Origin of the sequence: Bifidobacterium pseudocatenulatum DSM 20438 = JCM 1200 = LMG 10505, assembly GCF_001025215.1 — a bacterium.
GTDB classification, from domain to species: Bacteria; Actinomycetota; Actinomycetes; order Actinomycetales; family Bifidobacteriaceae; genus Bifidobacterium; species Bifidobacterium pseudocatenulatum.
In genome coordinates, this window is record NZ_AP012330.1 from 906323 (window position 1) to 919914 (window position 13592).

Sequence of the window (13592 nt, forward strand, 5' to 3'; positions counted from 1 at the left end):
ATTTCAGATCTGCATCTGCATGGCTTGGGAGCGGCGGGCACGCATGGCACGGCGCTTGAGCGCACGACGTTCGTCTTCGCTCAAACCGCCCCAAACACCGTAATCCTGATTGGTGTCAAGCGCGCACTTCAGGCACGCGTCAATCACCTTGCAGGTGCGGCAGACGGCCTTGGCCTCTTCGATCTGCTGATAGGCGGCGCCTGTATTGCCGACCGGGAAAAACAGCTCCGGATCCTTGTCGCGGCATGCGGCCTTGGCGCGCCAGTCAAAAGCACTGCTCATATAATCGCCTTCCTCTTGCCATGTACGGCATGTAAGTCCGTTACTCAGATAACCACGAATCGCGCGACTTTTCAAGAGTCTTCGCGAAAAGAATCCCACGAATCGTTAAAAACCTTGGAATTCCACGCACTGAATAGGGCATGCTTTGGCCTGTTGCATGAGCACGCCACGACCTGGGAGGGTATAGTCGTCGGCTGCGAACCCGTCCAGAATTGCGCCGGGAATGCCGAGCATCAGATCGTTGGAACGTTCTCCGCAGGGGAACGCCACACGAGTCGGACATCGGTCCAGCAGTGCGGAAATAGGTTTTTCCACCGCGGCAATCACTGTGATATTGGGATTGACCAACGCCTCACGCAATTCGTTCGCTTCAGGCGCAGAGGAAAAGGGATTAAGCGCTTCGTCCGCATCATCCACAATCCAGATGGTTCGCTTATGCGACGGTAAGGGTTTGCCGTCATCCGTCACCATGCCATGTTCGGTTTTGCGTGTGAAACGAATATTGGCGCAACCCGTGTCATATAGCCAGCGTGCGCAATGCAACAGTAGATTGGTTTTGCCGCTGCCGTAGGCACCGATGATGGCGATATTCTGTTGGCTCACGTCAAGAATGGCGGTATACACCAATACGCCATCGTCGGCAAGCGCAAAGGGAACGTTATGCCATGACTGGTTTGATGGGATGGAAAGATCGGATTGCGTTGCATGTTGCGTGAGAGGCTCGGAAAACAGGAGATCGGGGCGTTTGCAGGCGTGGAATCGTGCGGCCGTTCCAATATTACGGACAAGTCGGTTGACATCGCGGACCGCGCTGCATAGGAAAGGTGTGGTGTGTTGTCCGTCATTGCAATAGGCTGCACCGGGAATGCTGGGAGGAATCAGCGCTGCGTCACGTATGCCGATCAATTCGTTCGACTGCATTTGGTCTGTAACCCGTAAGCATATGCTCAGCGAGATATTGGCTTTCATGTCGGCATGGACTTGGCCCATGGGATATTGCGTGCAGACGATCAGATGCATGCCAAGGGAACGGCCAAGTGACGCAAGACGATTCAGCCGTTGCATATAGTCGGGCAGACGGTCTCGAAGCGCATGGAATTCATCGATGACCACAACCAGTCGTGCCGGAGGCCGGACCAATTGGTCGAATCTGGAAACACGTTCGGCGCTGACCAGAGCCTCACGACGCACCAATTCCTGTTCAATGGCATTCAACGCGCGAATCGCGTGGAACAAATCAAGATCGCAGACATTGCCAACGGTGTGGGGAAGATGTTCCAAAGCGTTGAATGTCGATCCTCCTTTGAAATCCAAAAACACAAAATGCAGATCATCAGGGCTGTATTGCATGGCGAGCGACAAGCACCAACTGATGAGCAATTCCGATTTTCCCGAACCCGTGGTGCCTGCTACCATGGCATGCGGTCCTGATCGTTGCAGATCCGTGCGAAACAAGCCATGCTCCGTGACTCCTATAGGGCAGGATGATGTGGAGGAAAGCCATGTTCGTGTGATGGTGCGCCAAGGCAGCGCGTCCTCGTCCAGAGCGTAGAATCGCTCGAAACACATATGGGGCATTGCGGCGAACGGCGAATGGCTGTTTTGCCTTGCGGTCTCCACCACCTTTGCATAGGTGGTGGAGACCGGTTCGTCATGCTGCTGCTTCTGATTGGAACGCAACGCCATGGATGCCAGAGACAACGCGCTGCTGATGAGTCCAGGAGCAAGCATGGCCACATATAGCCATTGCCGTTGCGCGCTCATTATGACAAGCATGACGAGCTGTGCCAGCACAGGTGCGGACCAACTGATGAGCATCAGCCGGTCTTCATTGAATCCATCGGTATGCTTGCGTTTGTTCTTGCCCTTCATACCCGCCATAGTGGGCAATGCGGATGAGCGGGTGCAAGCTGAAACCAGGGTTGTGGTCGGAGGATGAGTTATCCACATCCTCCGACCGGAATATCAGCCCTGCTGTTCGGCAAGCGTGCCTACAGTGCCAGCCCGATGGGTCCCCTTAGCCAATTCGGAGAACAATTCGAGGTTCTTCTCCTCATCCAACAGCACGCTTGAGCCGACACCATCAACGTAGTAGTCGGGATCGGTCCAATAAACGCTTCCCGAAATGCCTTGATCCCCAGAAGCGCTTTTGAACGCCAAAGCCATGCGCATCAGCGATGAGGTCGAAGCTTTCTCATCCACGGTCACGGAGCTTAACGCCGCTTCCGCGACTTTTTTGACCTTGCCGAAGTTCAGAAGCGTATCCTTGGATGCGCCCTTTTTCACTATGGCGTTGATGACCTGGCGCTGACGGGCCGCACGCCCGAAATCGCCTTGCGCGTCGGCGTAACGCATACGAGAGAACGCAAGCGCGGTGGTGCCGTCGGCGGTATGGCAGCCGGCAGTCCAGTTCAACTGGGAGTACGGATCGCTTACATCCTGGTCGTAGCATAATTCGACGCCTCCTAAAGCGTCGACCACTTTGACCAGGCCGCCGAACTGCACCATTGCCACGTGGTTGATTTTTTGCCCGGTGATGTCTTCGACTTCGTTAACCAGTTGTTTGCCGTTGTACAGTTGGGCGACGGCGTTGATTTTCATGTAACTCTGGTCGATTTCCACCAAGGAATCACGCGGAATGGAAATCAGTGAGGAAGGTCCGGATTTCGGTTTGGTGAGTACCAGAATGGTGTCTGTTCTGAAACCGGTCACGTCGCCAGCGTCACCAACGGTGCCTTCGCGTTCGTCGGAACCGAGGATCAGCCAGCTTTCGCCAGCGGTATCGGCTTTGTTCGTCAACCAAGACTGTTTGTTGAGCTGTCCATCCACCCAATTCCATGCGGAGAATATCGACAGTCCCAAGGCGAGAATCACAGCAAGGAAAAACGCGAGAATGACCCGCCCCATATGTCGTTTTCTGTGGGGGAGCACGGCTTTCGCAGTGGATTGGAATCCTGTTGTGCTATTGCCGGACAAAGGTTGTCTGGGCGTGTTCTGTCGCGTTGTTCGTGGCATGCCAGTGGGTATGGAGGAGGATCCTCGTACCTGCTGAGACGCACGGTGATTGTTCGGAGCTGAAGCAGGAGCAAACGATGCAGGAGACGATGATGCCGACTTACGTGGTCTGCTGGTGGAGTTTGCGGCAGGACGGAAACTCTGTGGAACGCTGGAACCGGATGGAGTTACGGATGATGGTTGCGCTGTACGCCTGCTGGCGTGCGGGGCACTTGAGCGCGCTGGCTGTGCGGCAGGCGAAAAACTTGGAATTGACGGAGAGCCGGATTGAGAAGGAATTGTGGATTTGTGAGGCTGTGATTCCGTCTTCTTCCGTCCTGCGGACGGGATGAAGCTCGGTGGTGCGGGCATGGGGTCCTTGCCGCCGTTCTCTTCACTCATACAAATATCCTCCAAAAAGAAATCCGTTCCTACACCATTTACACCGTGCAGGAACGGATTCGGTGAAAGCGGTCTAGTTCTTTGCGGGAACGGCACAAACCGTCGCGTTGAGGTAACGGTCGGCAAGCCCGATGTACTGCCCGGTAAGAGCGTCATGAATGGAACCATCTTCAGGGTCGACCGTGCCGCCGGTGTTCGGATCGATCAGCGTGCCATCGGCCTGCGTGATCAGACCAGTGACCGGATCGGGTGTTGGCGCGGCTTCCTGGGAACCCGTGTTGTCAGTGCCCGTATTATCCGTATTGTCAGTGCCATCCGTCGAATTATCGGAAGAACCGTCGGAATTGCCTGCGGTATTGGCATCCGTGTTCGCGTCGGATTCGTCGGAACCATAAATCGGCTTGTCCGCGCGCATCTTCTCCCATAGCGTCTCCGCCTCATCGGTCCAGACCGAACGATTCGGGTCCGACGGCGCGGATACTACCGGAACGGTCTGCGAATACAGGCTGGACAGATTGAAATCCTTGAGGCTCATGGCAAGACCTGCAAGCGCTGCGGTATCGGCCATGCCTTGCGAGATATAGAGTGATTGCAAGGCTGATTTCGCTAGCTGGTAGAGCTGTGCGGTGTCAGTAAAGAGGTTCTTGCTGAGCGCTTCGTTCATCAACTGTTTGATGAGGTATTGCTGTCTGGTTGTTCGTGATGTGTCGGATCCGTCTCCCAGACCATGGCGGGTTCGTGCGTACTGCGTTGCCTGGTGTCCGTCCAGATGGTGCAGGCCCTTGGTGAGTTGCAGGCTGGTGTAGGGGTCGTCGACGTCCTGTGGGATGCACAGGTCGACTCCGCCTACGGCATTGATCATTTTGACCAGTCCTGCGAAATCCACGACGATGAAGTTTTGAATGTTCAGTCCGGTGAGGCTGTTCACTGCATTCAGGGTGCAGCTTGCGGCTGAAGCGAGATCGCCGCCGGTCTGGTATGCGTTCGCGAAAATCGAGTTGAACATCACATTGTATTGCGCGGGAATCGTGCCGTTGGTCGTTTCGCACTGCGGTATGTCCACTAGGGAGTCGCGCGGAATGGAAACGAGATTGATTTTGGTGCGGTCCGCGGAAATCTGCGCCACCATTGTGGTGTCGGCCTGATGGTTGCCTACCACGTCGTCGAAGTTGCCTCCGACGGACTGGTTCTCTTCGCCATCGCGGGAATCCTGCCCGATAAGTACGAATTCGATGGGTTTGCCGGAGTTGGGATCGATGATCGAGGTGTTGGCGTCAAGTGAGCCTTGTCCGATGATTTCGACCGAATGGTCTTTGATGATGCCATTCACATCCAGCCATGTTGCGGCCGCTGCGGTTCCCGAGAACACCAGCATCGCCGCGATGACCGAAGCGACTATCGTCCTCGCACGATGCTGCACTCGATAGCCAAGGCTGTGACGCGGCTTTGCGTCTCGCAGTCCATTGACGTTAGGAAGCTTATCGCCGGCTGGTGATGTGGTCACGGTATCGCCTTCCTGTTTATACAAAAGATCACGCCATATCTCAACGCGTTCTAGAACATACCACTACTCTGTCATGGGATTATAGAGATGTTCCCCGATTTTCACGGATTCTGCTTCAGGCCCCCGTCGTTCTTGGAGGTACCATGTACCATATTTTTCTCGAATTATAGTGATTGACACGGCGGAAAACTTGACAAAAAGAAATTGCATGTGTGTAATTTAACACGACTAAAAGTGCGCATACGTATAGCAGGGGAGGACGCATGTGGGGCGTGATCGACGAGTCCTCCGATAATCCGCTTGCGGAACTGTGGGGTCTGTTCAAAAGCGATGATGATGTTTCCTGGCAGCATAGGGCTTTATGTTCTCAGACTGATCCGGAAGCGTTCTTTCCTGAAAAGGGCGGATCAACCAGGGATGCCAAGCGAGTGTGCGCCCAGTGCGAGGTTCGTGAGCAATGCCTGAAATGGGCCATCGAGCATGATGAGCGTTTCGGCATTTGGGGTGGCATGAGCGAACGTGAGCGCCGTCGGTATAAGAAGGAACACAAGGAACGGGCATAACGCACGGCACACCCTGTGCGTACACTTGAAATTATGAATTCTAACGCCAGCAGCGATATCCAGGGAATTGTGACCGATCTGCTCAACAGCAGGCCGTACTCCCATCGGCAGGATGCCGATTCATCCGTGGCTGCGGTGATTACCGCGCAAAGCGATCTGCGTTTTTTCTCATCCACTTTTGCCGCGGTGCTCGCACAGCGTGTGCTTCCAGGCACTATTATCGTTGCGGATTGCACCAATCAGGTTGAGCAGCCTATGCAGATGACGTTTAGCGTTATCCCGTCGCCTGCCGGTGTGCTTACGGAAGTTCCCGAAAGCAAGACCATACGTGTCATTCTCGTAGGAGTGAAGGGTGCCTCTTCATTCATGAATGCCGTGGCTCGTGCAATGCAACAGATCGATCTTGACGACCGGGTCGGTGCTCTGTGGACATTGCATGACGATTCCAGGCCGGCCGATGAGTCATGCCTTGAGGTGTTGCTCGATGCTTGGAAAAACACGCCGACTGCGTCTTTGCTTGGCGCGAAACAGTTGGATTGGCAGGCGGAAAGCCTGCATAACGTCGGTTTGTATGCGGGGCACCACAATGTCACGTCTCTGGTGGTGGACGGTGAGCCGGATCAGGAACAGTATGATGGCCGGCAGGATGTGTTGGCTGTGTCGCTTTCCGGCGCGCTGGTTCCATTGGCCACCTTGCGTACTTGGAAGGGTGCCGATCCATGGTTCGGCACGTTCGCCGAATCCACGGACCTGTGCAGGCGCATCTGCCTGGGCGGTGGCCGTGTGGTGGTGGTCCCGCAGGCGCGAATCGCCCATAGGAGGGCAAGATTTGAAGGCGTGCGTTCCAAAAACGGCCAACCTGTTGAAGATGAGGAAGGCCGCGTCGATCCGTACCTTGCGGTACGCGAGGCGAATACGAAATACGCGTATACGGACGTGCATCGTTCTTGGTGGCCGCTGCTGTGGATCTGGTCGATACTGAAGGCGTTGGGACTGGCCGTGCTGTGCCTGACGCGCAAACAGCCATACCATGCCTGTTGCGAATTGGCCCTGCCTTGGCGTTCGTTGCTCCACTTGCCGGGCGCATGGAGGGCCCGTGCCCGATTGCGTGAGCAGAGTAGGGTCTCCTTGAAGGCATTGGCCGCATTGCAGACGACTCGTCAGCAGATCGGCCAATGGAACGATCGCAAGCGTGCGTTTCTTGACCAGCGTGGCACTGTGATCCTCAGCCCTCTTGCCAAGGCGCATCTGCGTAAAAGGCTCATGCGCAGGTGGGGGCTTGCCATCGCATCGGCGGTGATCGCGTTCGCATGGATCGTCTTCCTATATTGGAATGTGCTTCGGAGCGTGTTCTCCGGCGCGTCGATATATTCTCAAACGTTGCTGCCGACCGATGCCAGTTTCAGCCAGTTGGTGCATGCCGCCACCACGTCGTGGGCGTATACCGCGGGAACGGGAATCAGCGCCCCGAGCGCGCCTTGGCTGCTGGTGCTCATGGTGGTTTCCGTATTCACGGCTGGCCATGTTGCGACCGCAGTCGCCGTGGTGTTCTTCTTGTCCGCTCCTTTGATGGTGCTGTCGTTCTGGGCTTTGGCTGGAATCTTTACTCGGTCCGACACGGTGCGTTGCGTGATCGCGTTGGCATGGTTCGCCATCGCATTGTCGATGAACGTGTACAGCGATGCCGACGTGACGATGATGACGGTCATGGTGTTTCTTCCTGCGGCCTTCGCGTTTTCTTTCCGAGCCGTAGGCATGTACCGTACGGAAGATCTGGTCAATCCGCAGGCTTCCGTGCAGGCCGCGGCGCTTGCGGCATTGTGCTTTATTCCCGTCGTCGCGGCCGAACCGCAATTGCTGCTGCCGCTGATGTTGTCGTTCCTTGTGTTCCTGATGCTTGTACGCTCCCATAGAACGACGCTGCTGCTGATTCCGCTGCCGGCCGCTTCCGTATGCGCGCCCACATTGGTCAACACGGTACGTTTCGCAGGAGCAGGTACGTGGCGTCAGATTTTTGGCAGTGTGATATTGCCGTCGTCTGCGCATGATGGGCATCCGATGATCGCAAATCTTTCGGATATTGTTTCCCGTGCGTTCGGCGTTGCCGTATCCGGCGAGATTTGGCAGTATGTGGCTGCTGCAATGTTGGCATTGATTGTGCTTCTTGCCGCGGTATCGCTGTTCCTGCCATTCGTGCTTCGCGTGTCGCGTATGATGTGGGTCGTGGCGATCGCGGGTCTTGCCACGTCGCTGCTTTCCGCCGCGGTTGTGGTTGCGGTCGATGCGGATGGCGCCGTGGCCGGTTCCGTGCTTCCCGGCGTTTCATTCACGATGATGGGACTGCTGTCTTGCGTGTGCATGGTCGCAGGCGGTGCGGTGCAACGTTTCGTCATGCTGTGGCAGAGGCCCACCGGCGATGTCGAAGTTGAGAGGAATGGCGCTTCTACTGGCATTATTGCCGGGCGTGCGGCACGAATCGTGCTGGTCATGCTGATTGCGGCGTCGGTTGTGGCGAGTGCCGGTTTTGATTATGTCGCCAGAGACCATAACACGGTTTCGACCAGTGATTCCGGTTTGCCGATTGTTGCTTCCGACTATCTTGCGCAGGATGAGGCGAGGCGTGTGCTCGCAGTACGCGCGGATAGTGCCGGTTCCATCAGCTACAATGTGATGCGCACCCGCCGAGGTGATTTGATCGACAGCTCTCCGGCACAGCGTGTCGAAGTGGCGTTCGGACGTTCCGATGATGCGAACAAGGCCATCGCCAAGGATTGCGCGCAGCTGTTGTCGAACGCTGATTCCGACGCCGTCGCCGATTTGAGCGAGTTGGGATTCGGAGGCATCTATGTGGTGCGCTCCGGCGAAGACAAGGCGCAAAAGGAGATAACCGATCAGTTGAGTTCCAATATCAGCGCTTCCGATGGCACGCAGAATGTCGTAAGCACTGATGCGGGAACATACTATCGTCTCACCATCCAAGATACGGCCAAGCAGCATATCGACCGCAAGGGATATCGACAGGCTGAATCGAGTGTGTGGCGTCAGGCATGGCTGTGGTGCATGGGTATTGTTCTCGCAGCGTATTGCTTGGTTGCGCTTCCGCGCATGAGGCGTCACGGTCAGGAGGAAGCATGAGCAAACATTCCCGTTCCAAAACGGTTTGGCGTGTAATTCTGGCCATAGTGTCGGTGTTGGTCATTGTCGCACTGGCGACCGTGGCCGTAATCTACCGCCCGACTTGGATTCATGCGGATTCGCCGGTAACGCAGCGTTCATCCGTATCCCGCACCGTCAGTCCGCGTCAGCTGGAAACATATTGTCCAGCACGAATGACGATAGCTGATACTGATGTGTATGGAGACAGCGAATATCAAGCGTCCAACGGCAATATCATGTCGTCGGCGCGTTATGCGTCCTTCGGTTCGGTGTTCCGCTCTTCCGTAGGGCTTCTCGGAGCTGATGAAGCCACTTCGTCATTGGTGTTGAACAAGGATGATGCCGGATCGGATGATGATATTTTCATGGCGTCCGGCACGGTCGATGACGGAGCCCAATTGCAGAATACCCGATTGCTGTCGGCTTCCGATGGAACGGGAGCGGCCTCTTCGGTGATGTCTTGGGCTACTGAGGGAGATTTGAAAGGCGTTTCCGCTGCTTCCTGCGTCGTTCCGGCTTTGAAGCAGTCGCTGATGGTGTCGGGCACCAAAACAGGCATGACCCAGCAGCTGGTCGTGGCCAATCCGTCGGCTAAGGCCACGTCGGTGAACATCAAGGTTTGGGGATCCGACAAGTCGGGTGCTTTGGCATTGTCTACCGGTTCGACGTTGACGGTTGGCGCGGGCAAGGAATCTGTGCTGAACCTTGCCGCAGCAGCTTCCGGGCAGGATGCTTTGTACGTTACCGTGTCCAGCGTGGACACGCCCGTTGCGGCCGTGGTGCGCACCATAGCCATGGATGGTCTGGTTGCAAAAGGATCGGATTATGCGGTTCCCAATACTGTTGCCGCAAAAACATTGGCGATTGACGGACTCACGGAAGGCGATGCCGTCAACCTGTATGTGTATCCGTCTCGGCAGGCCGACGTCACCGTATCTTGGACGGATGACCAAGGTCTGAAGAAAACCAATCAGCAGACGCTCGAATCGAATCGCGTTTCGGTCATCGACCTGGGTTCGGTTCCCAAGTCGGCGACCGGACTTACCATCAGCGCCAGCGAGCCGGTATCCGTCGCCGCGAAGATCACCAATGATGGCGATGATGACCAGGCTGATTTCGCCTTGGTCAACGCTTCAGTGCCGATGAGCGTCTCCGCCATGGCCGTGCCCGACCATGCCACGGCTCAAGTGGGCATCACCAACATATCGGGCGATGAGCGCACGGCAACATTGACGTCCTATAACAGTGTCGGAGATACTGTTGACCAGCGCGAGATTGCTCTCCAATCCGGCGCTTCGACAACGGTTGATCTGGCGGATATCAACGATGGAGACGTTGCCGCCGTAAGCTTTGCCGATCCGGACCAATCAATGGTGTGGAACATCCGTATCAGCCAAAAAGACGTATCGGATGCGAAACTGGCCGGAGTGTCGATTATCGGCGCAACGGATCTGAAGGAAGCCCGCGAGCAGGTGCTGGCCAACCAGAACATGACCGTCGTGCGTTGATCACATACCCCAATCGGGGTCGATCTCTTCGGGACGGCGTCCATACAGTTCCGCCAAGCGCAACACCACTTCGTCGCGGATGGCGAATTGCAGGTCCATACGGCTTCGCGCATGCGATTGCAAAGGCATACGGTACAGCACGACGCGCGGCGGAATGCCATGTTCCGCGGGGAAAGACTGCGAGCCCAAGTGCGCAGTGGCCTCCCAAGGTGCCGGGTCGGATGGCGGAACGTCCTCGACCGCAAACTGTACCGGTGCCACCAGTTCGGGCCATGCATCGTTGAGCCTACGGATCTGAGCCACCAGCATGTCGTCGAACATACCGCTTCTTGTACGATAACGTGGAAGTCTGGTACCGAACATGGGAGTGCGGGTCCCACGACCATGACGGTTTCTATACACTGTTGATTCCCAAGGCAATTGATACATGGCTTCTACCATATCAGGGCCTTGCGCGAATCATGCGATAGCATATTGTTCATTGCATCGACACAGGAGGAAACGATCATGACGGATATTTCCGTGCCCTGTTGGAACGACGTGGATATCGAGGAATTGTGCAATGGAGTACGCCTTATCGCCTTCGATCTCGACAACACGTTGGCAAGGTCGAAAAAGCCAATGAAGGACGACATGGCCGAATGCTTCTCCGCATTGACATCGTTGATTGATGTCGCGGTGATCACCGGTGGCAAGTATGCATTGCTGAAAAGTCAGGTGGTGGAACGGTTGACAGGTCAAGCCAATCGGTCGCATCTGCATCTTATGCCGACCAGCGGCACCCGATATTACCGTTGGGGCGGATCGGATTGGGCGCCGGTCTTCGCCCATGACCTCAGCGCGGATGATCGTGCGAAAGCTTACGAATCGTTGGAACGCAATGCGCGCGAACAGGGTATCTGGCTCACGCACGTTTGGGGTGAACGTATCGAGGATCGTGGCAGCCAGATCACATTCTCCGCATTAGGGCAGCTTGCGCCCATCGAAGCCAAGGAGGCGTGGGATCCAACCAACGAGAAGAAGAATCGTCTGGCACGAGCGGTTGCCGCCGATCTACCGCATTTGGAGGTACGGCCGGGCGGCGCCAGCAGCGTCGATATCTCCGAAAAAAACGTCGACAAGTCGTTCGCTGTTCGAGAATTGGCCGATATTCTCGGCATTACGGTGGCGCAGATTGTTTTTGTGGGAGACCGTATGGATCCGGACGGTAACGATTATCCCGCGGCAAAGGCAGGCACCAGGGCGGTGAAGGTTACCTGTCCGAACGATACCGTGAAATTGTGCGGTGGAATCATCGCCAGTCTATCGCGATAGAACCTGTTGGGAGGTTTCGCATGAACTCAATGGCGAGGGCATGCTCGATGGTGGTTAATCTGCTGTTTCCCCGGGGCTGCGCCGGGTGCGACAAACCGGATGAAGTGCTATGCGAAGCTTGCAGGGCATTGTTTTCCCAGCCGACCGCACAGTCGTTTGACGGTGTGGCGATGCAACGCTGGTTCGCATGCGGATGGTACCGTGGCACGGTCAGAAAGGCGGTTCTCGCGTGGAAGGATCACGGCGACGAGGAATGTGACCGTGCGTTCGCCGATGCGATATGCGCCCTTGCAAAAGCGTCTGGCGTTATTGACTTCGTTCGTGATAGGCATGGTTCATGCCATGATGTTGTTGTGGTTCCCGCGCCTTCGTCTCCCGCTTCAATACGTCGTCGCGGACGTAAACATATGATGCCGATCGCCAAACATCTGGCAGGTTTTCTACGGGAGGAAACAGGCTGCGAGGTGACGGTGCGTGACGCGTTGGAGAACAGGGGGGTCAAAGGGAAATCAGTGCAGACCAGCGGTGCGGCGCAACGGTCGCAACGTTTGAAGGGGCATGTTTCGGTGCGTCCTTCGGTTTCCTTGCGCAATACGATGGTGATTCTGGTGGATGATATTGTCACGACCGGTGCGACCATGCGCAGTTGCGTCGAAACGATGCGGAAGGAGGGTGCCACGGTCGTGACCGTGCTTGCTTTGGCTCACACTCCGGCGGGAACGCAGAAGGTTGGCCCAACGCAAGCATGGTCACGCACGCAAGTGCAGTGACGTGAGAAATCCTCTATTCGTCATCCGTAACATGGTATTTCGGCAGAATGATTTCAAAATCGGCTCCACGCGGGTCATCGACGACCCTCACCGAACCACCGTGCAACTGGGCGGCCCAACGTGCGATGGACAATCCCAAGCCGGTTCCGCCCGATTCGGTGCCCGGACCTGTTTTTCCTTTGACGAAACGGCGGAAAATGTCGGAACGCGCCTCTTGTGGAATCTGCGATCCGAAATTGACGACATTGGTGACGATGGTGCCGAAATCCTTGTTTTCGTGTGCTTCGATAAGCACCGTGGTATTGTCCGCGGAATGCTTGAGCGCGTTCGCGATGATATTGGTGAACAGTTGGCGCAGGCGGTCCTGATCGCCTGCCATCTCGATATCGTCGGGCACATGCATTTCGATGTCATGCGCATGCCCGGCATCGGCGATTTCCAAAGGTTCCACGGTTTCGTCAAGAAAATCGGCGAAATTGAACATTTCGATTTGCAGGCTTGCCGCGCCGGCTTCCATGCGGGAAAGATCAAGAAGGAACGCGATCAGATCGGACAGGCGGTGCGTCTGATTGAGGATGCTTTCCAGATTTGATGGCGTAGGGTCGATCACGCCATCCGCCATGTTTTCGACCATGGCTTGAAGCGCTGATACGGGCGTGCGTAATTCGTGGCTTACGTTGGCTACCATGTCCCGGCGCATCTGGTCGGCATGCTGAAGCTCTTCCGCCATTTCGTTGAAGGTGAGGGCGAGCTGGCCGACTTCATCGCGACTATTGGAGTCGACATGGACGCGCACGGTGTAATCGCCTTCCGCCATCGCTTCGGCGGCGTCGCGCATTTGGCGCAGGGGAGAGGTGAGTCCTCTGGAGAAGAAATATGTGATTCCTAAAGCCACGGCGAGGGTAATGGGCATGGCGATCCATACGCTGAGCCCTACTTTGAGCAGGAACCACGCCATGATGAACGCAATGGCGGTGGAGATGGTGATCAGAACGCTCAATTCAATTTTGAGCGATGAGAACAAACCAATAGGACGTTCGGTTTCCAATGGATTCACCGAACGCCCTGGTTTTGTATCGGTAGTACGCATACCACCGAA

General features: G+C 56.0%; 11 protein-coding genes. 5 read left to right on the plus strand and 6 right to left on the minus strand.

Annotation, left to right across the window (positions count from 1 at the left end; all coding sequences use genetic code 11):
- Positions 1–3: 3 nt before the first annotated feature.
- The 4 genes from BBPC_RS03740 to BBPC_RS03760 form a co-directional block, all read right to left on the minus strand.
- Entirely contained in the window at positions 4–282 is a 279-nt protein-coding gene (locus BBPC_RS03740; protein ID WP_003835265.1) for a WhiB family transcriptional regulator, read from the minus strand.
- Positions 283–387: 105 nt separating this feature from the next.
- Positions 388–2163, minus strand: coding sequence for an FtsK/SpoIIIE domain-containing protein (locus BBPC_RS03745; RefSeq protein ID WP_004221547.1), 1776 nt, complete (start codon positions 2161–2163; stop codon positions 388–390).
- Positions 2164–2247: 84 nt separating this feature from the next.
- Positions 2248–3678 (minus strand): LCP family protein, encoded by a 1431-nt coding sequence (locus BBPC_RS03750; protein WP_193345776.1) that lies wholly within the window; start codon positions 3676–3678, stop codon positions 2248–2250.
- Positions 3679–3751: 73 nt separating this feature from the next.
- Positions 3752–5182 carry an LCP family protein gene (locus tag BBPC_RS03760; protein WP_047749730.1) on the minus strand — a complete coding sequence of 477 codons (1431 nt, stop codon included), beginning with the start codon at positions 5180–5182 and terminating at the stop codon, positions 3752–3754.
- Positions 5183–5445: 263 nt separating this feature from the next.
- On the opposite strand from BBPC_RS03760, the gene BBPC_RS03765 reads away from it, so the two are divergent.
- The 3 genes from BBPC_RS03765 to BBPC_RS03775 are packed head-to-tail and all read left to right on the plus strand — an operon-like array spanning position 5446 to position 10409.
- Entirely contained in the window at positions 5446–5745 is a 300-nt protein-coding gene (locus tag BBPC_RS03765) for a WhiB family transcriptional regulator (protein ID WP_004221555.1), read from the plus strand.
- Between the two features lie 33 nt (positions 5746–5778).
- Complete coding sequence (locus tag BBPC_RS03770) at positions 5779–8880, plus strand: glycosyltransferase family 2 protein (RefSeq protein WP_004221558.1); 3102 nt, start codon at positions 5779–5781, stop codon at positions 8878–8880.
- Positions 8877–10409 (plus strand): DUF5719 family protein, encoded by a 1533-nt coding sequence (locus tag BBPC_RS03775; RefSeq protein WP_033524000.1) that lies wholly within the window; start codon positions 8877–8879, stop codon positions 10407–10409. The genes BBPC_RS03770 and BBPC_RS03775 overlap by 4 nt, the downstream gene beginning before the upstream one ends.
- Here the strand turns inward: BBPC_RS03775 and BBPC_RS03780 are convergent, their stop codons facing one another.
- Positions 10410–10838 (minus strand): metallopeptidase family protein, encoded by a 429-nt coding sequence (locus BBPC_RS03780; protein WP_072043551.1) that lies wholly within the window; start codon positions 10836–10838, stop codon positions 10410–10412.
- Positions 10839–10916: 78 nt separating this feature from the next.
- On the opposite strand from BBPC_RS03780, the gene BBPC_RS03785 reads away from it, so the two are divergent.
- Positions 10917–11723 carry an HAD-IIB family hydrolase gene (locus BBPC_RS03785; RefSeq protein ID WP_022245547.1) on the plus strand — a complete coding sequence of 269 codons (807 nt, stop codon included), beginning with the start codon at positions 10917–10919 and terminating at the stop codon, positions 11721–11723.
- Positions 11724–11770: 47 nt separating this feature from the next.
- Positions 11771–12493, plus strand: coding sequence for a ComF family protein (locus tag BBPC_RS03790; RefSeq protein ID WP_226557254.1), 723 nt, complete (start codon positions 11771–11773; stop codon positions 12491–12493).
- A 13-nt stretch (positions 12494–12506) separates the two neighbouring features.
- Here BBPC_RS03790 and BBPC_RS03795 read toward each other — a convergent pair whose 3' ends face one another.
- Positions 12507–13583, minus strand: coding sequence for a sensor histidine kinase (locus BBPC_RS03795; RefSeq protein WP_033524001.1), 1077 nt, complete (start codon positions 13581–13583; stop codon positions 12507–12509).
- Between the last annotated feature and the right edge of the window lie 9 nt (positions 13584–13592).

Bases quoted from the DNA above. Each gene is read 5' to 3' on its own strand.
- BBPC_RS03740 (WP_003835265.1), bottom strand. From the start codon at position 282: ATGAGCAGTGCTTTTGACTGGCGCGCCAAGGCCGCATGCCGCGACAAG.
- BBPC_RS03745 (WP_004221547.1), bottom strand. From the start codon at position 2,163: ATGGCGGGTATGAAGGGCAAGAACAAACGCAAGCATACCGATGGATTC.
- BBPC_RS03750 (WP_193345776.1), bottom strand. From the start codon at position 3,678: ATGAGTGAAGAGAACGGCGGCAAGGACCCCATGCCCGCACCACCGAGC.
- BBPC_RS03765 (WP_004221555.1), top strand. From the start codon at position 5,446: ATGTGGGGCGTGATCGACGAGTCCTCCGATAATCCGCTTGCGGAACTG.
- BBPC_RS03770 (WP_004221558.1), top strand. From the start codon at position 5,779: ATGAATTCTAACGCCAGCAGCGATATCCAGGGAATTGTGACCGATCTG.
- BBPC_RS03775 (WP_033524000.1), top strand. From the start codon at position 8,877: ATGAGCAAACATTCCCGTTCCAAAACGGTTTGGCGTGTAATTCTGGCC.
- BBPC_RS03780 (WP_072043551.1), bottom strand. From the start codon at position 10,838: ATGTATCAATTGCCTTGGGAATCAACAGTGTATAGAAACCGTCATGGT.
- BBPC_RS03785 (WP_022245547.1), top strand. From the start codon at position 10,917: ATGACGGATATTTCCGTGCCCTGTTGGAACGACGTGGATATCGAGGAA.
- BBPC_RS03790 (WP_226557254.1), top strand. From the start codon at position 11,771: ATGGTGGTTAATCTGCTGTTTCCCCGGGGCTGCGCCGGGTGCGACAAA.
- BBPC_RS03795 (WP_033524001.1), bottom strand. From the start codon at position 13,583: ATGCGTACTACCGATACAAAACCAGGGCGTTCGGTGAATCCATTGGAA.